Origin of the sequence: Bradyrhizobium sp. Leo170 (assembly GCF_004296405.1) — a bacterium.
Lineage (GTDB): Bacteria > Pseudomonadota > Alphaproteobacteria > Rhizobiales > Xanthobacteraceae > Bradyrhizobium.
This window is the reverse complement of the sequence record NZ_PSRR01000540.1, coordinates 1-3,432: the sequence shown is the minus strand read 5'-3', so window position 1 is coordinate 3,432 and position 3,432 is coordinate 1. Positions and strand designations below refer to the sequence as shown.

General features: G+C 57.9%; 2 protein-coding genes and 1 pseudogene. 1 reads left to right on the top strand and 2 read right to left on the bottom strand.

Translation table 11 applies throughout. The annotated features are described in order from the left end of the window. Positions 1-397, top strand: a pseudogene (locus CWO89_RS42045) (transposase); the annotation flags it as partial. A gap of 72 nt (positions 398-469) precedes the next feature. On the opposite strand, the gene CWO89_RS42040 reads toward CWO89_RS42045, so the two are convergent. Both CWO89_RS42040 and CWO89_RS42035 read right to left on the bottom strand, forming a co-directional pair. After that, entirely contained in the window at positions 470-2,644 is a 2,175-nt protein-coding gene (locus tag CWO89_RS42040) for a secretin GspD/PilQ domain-containing protein (RefSeq protein WP_165435644.1), read from the bottom strand. A 144-nt stretch (positions 2,645-2,788) separates the two neighbouring features. After that, positions 2,789-3,331, bottom strand: coding sequence for a hypothetical protein (locus CWO89_RS42035; RefSeq protein WP_130231697.1), 543 nt, complete (start codon positions 3,329-3,331; stop codon positions 2,789-2,791). Positions 3,332-3,432 lie beyond the last annotated feature (101 nt).

The following is a 3,432-nucleotide window of genomic DNA, read 5'->3' as shown; positions in this document are numbered from 1 at the left end:
TATGGCACGCCGGAGATATTCAACACCGACCAGGGCAGCCAATTCACCAGTGCGGCCTTCACCGGCGCGTTGACGGGCGCTAGGGATCAGGATCTCCATGGATGGCCGCGGTCGCTGGATGGACAACGTCTTCATCGAGCGGCTGAGGCGGTCGCTCAAGCATGAGGACATCTATCTCAGAGGCTATGCCGACGGCCGCGAGGCCAAGGCAGGGGTCGCAAGCTGGATCGCCTTCTACAACGATCGTCGCCTTCATCAGGCGCACGGCTATCGCACCCCGATGCCGATCTGGCGCGAACGGATGCACGCCGACAAGGCTGTGGACATGGTGGACAACGCTGACGCGTTGACCACATGCCCACAGCAACAGCAGCAGACAGAATCTCTGGCTGCGTGATAGAAAAGGATCAGGAGCGATCAGTTTCCAACTAACAAGCCGGTTCAACCGGTCCCGCTCCGCGGGTCCATTTCAGTCGATCCGCTTGCCTAACTCTGACGTCCTGTTTGAGGTCACCAACGGACATCCCCACCGCGACCTCGCACAGTTTCTGCCCTGCGCCTGCCGCGCCCAAGCCCTCAAAGCCGTGGCCTGAGAACGACGCCTACGTTGGGGCGTCAGGTGGCGGCCGAGATCGGGGGCTAGCGATTCGAACTTCTCCCGCAACTCCTCAGTCAAAGCACGCGCATCGGCGCCACTCTCAACCACCCGAGGATTCAGTAACACCAAGAGCTCGGTTCGGTCCTTGGCGTGCTCCGTGCTGCCGAATAGAGGTCCCAACAACGGAATGTCCTTCAGCACGGGAGCCCCGGAATCCATCCGGTTGGTGCTATCCTGCATCAAACCGCCGATCGCGATCGTATCGCCGTTTCGTGTCGATACGGTGCTTTGGAGGCGACGTACCGAAATGACCGGGGATTGGACGTTGGTCAGTGTGTTCTTGTTCGCCGTACTGACCTCCTGAAAGATGTCGAGCGTCACGCTACCCCCGGCGCCGATGCGAGGTGTTACGGCCAAAATGACCCCCGTGTCGCGCAGTTCGACGTCGCTCACGATCGATGAACTCTGGCTTAGCGTGGATTGTGAGGATCGCGCGAGGACCGGAACCTGATCGCCCACTTCAATGGTCGCAGTTTGGTTGTCAACTGTGAGAATACGTGGCGCCGATACGACCTTGACGTCCCCGAGGCCGCTTAGCGCGCGTAGCACAACGTTGACATCCCTATTTGGGAACACATAGGACAAACCACCTTGTGGAACGGCACCCAAATCCAGAGAGGAAAGAAGATAGTCGACACCGTATCGCAAATGATCGCTCAACCGCACCTCCGCGACAATGACCTGGATCAGGACCTGCCGCGGCTTGACATCAAGCCGATGAACTGCGGCTTCGATGATTTTGTAGTCGGTCGGCGTTGCTAAGATCACGAGTGCATTTTGGCTGGGGTCTGCCTGGATCTGGACCGGCGCCGACAGGCCAAGACTGACTGCGGGGACCGCCGCATCGTCCTTTGCTTGGGTTGCTGACGCGGCCGCATCCGATCTTTCGTCCGACAGGCCGGGAACGTTTAGGGGCAAACTCGATCGATCGGATGCGCTTCCGATTGACAACTTCCCAAACTCTCCCGCGGGCTGCGCGCGAGATACGACACTGGGCGGCTGAGCGCCAAAGATTCGTGCTAGCACCTGCGCCACTTCCGTAGCCCTTCGGTACCGAAGTGGACGCACGTGAACGTTTGCCGCCGCCTCCGACGTCTTATCCAGCTTGGCGATAGCCCGACGAACTTGCTCAAGTAGCACAGGGTCGTCCGCTACCACAAGAATGCCGTTCAGCCGCTCGAGTGGCGCAAGCCGAACGCGCACTCTGCCCTGGTCATTCTGGTTGAACAAGAAGCTGAGTTCTCGCTCTACGGCGGCCGGACTCGCATGAGCCAGCGTATACAGCGCAAACGATTTGTGAGCCATAGCATCGTTGTCAAGTAAACCGATGAGTTCGCGCACGGAACTCACCGAGCCGGGCGGTCCACTTATGGCAATACCTTGTTCTCCCGGCGCGGGTGTCAGACGCACGCTCTCCTCGACGTTTGGTCGGATCACCTTGATGACATCGGCTGGATCGACATAGCGCACGGGAATCACTTGAACATCGCTTCGTACTCCGCCGGCGAGATCGACCAAGCGCCCCACCCGAACTCCGCGGTCAACCACGGCCAGTCCGTAGCCGTATGGTGCTAGCGCTTGGTCGAGTAATCGCGGCACATCACTCACGGGGACTTTGCCCGAGGTCCGAAGTGTCATTTTTCCCCCAACGCCCGGATCGATGATGACAGGCATGCTCATAATGTCGCCCACGACGTCATTCACAACTTGCCGAATATCGGCATTGGCGTAGTCGAGGCTCACGCGAGTGCTGTCGGAGGTGACCGGCAGCCGCCGCTCCACCGAGGCGGTGACCGGCCGGGTCGACGGCTGTGCCAGCAGTTCAAAGCTACGTGCTTGCGGTTTCCCCGCTGAGAAGGAGGGCTCCGACGCATGCCAGCCGACACTTGGCGAAGCCAGCAGAACACCGCGTTCAGCAATCGAGTCGGAGCCGGCACATCGGGTAAGCAGTAGACCAAGGAACGTCAGCAAGGTCTTGCTAGACATTGAGGAAACGGCGTTCCCGCGGAGAATGCGCATCCATTCAACTTTCCATCCACCGCCGCACTTGCATTCATTGCAACTGTGAGAACGGGTGGGCAGAACTGGGATGACTGCCGCCGTCCTGTACTACTCATGTGTTGCCGTCTCTTAACGAGAGTTGCCAATGATCACCTCCTTGATCTTTTGATCTCTCGAAAGGAGGTTAGACATCAGTTCAGCAACCTGATTGAGCTTATCAAGCAGCCCTTGCAGAAAAATCAACGCCATCTGCCCTTCGCTATTGGCACTGTCAATCGCCGCCTTAAGGTTGCTGGTGGCAGCGTCAAACTGCGACTGCACACCTCTCTTGTCGGAATTCTCCGTCTCGATGGAGATGCCGTTTGCCTGCATCCATTCAAACACGTCCTGAGTCTTGCCTTGCGAATCGACGAAGCTGCCGTAGTCTTTAACCGTCTTCTCATCGGTAGGTCGATTGGTACGCAGGGCAGCCAACGCCTCATCCATATCTTTCAGCAAATTGTTGCGCGCCTGCATATCGTCGATTTGAGAGCGGATTTGATTCTGGTAAATGTCATGCCGTTCCATCAGAACCAGCGTCATAATCGAGGCCAAAGATACCCCCCCGGGGAGAACATTTCCTGCGCTGCTGGCCCATGCATAGGGCTGGTATCCAGACATTGGATTGATCATCTTACGTCATCCTCAAACCCAGACGTTTTTCGTCCGAACGATGCACTCAAGCCATATAGACGATCTTGCTTCTCGCCTCGGTATCGGCACGACGAATTTCT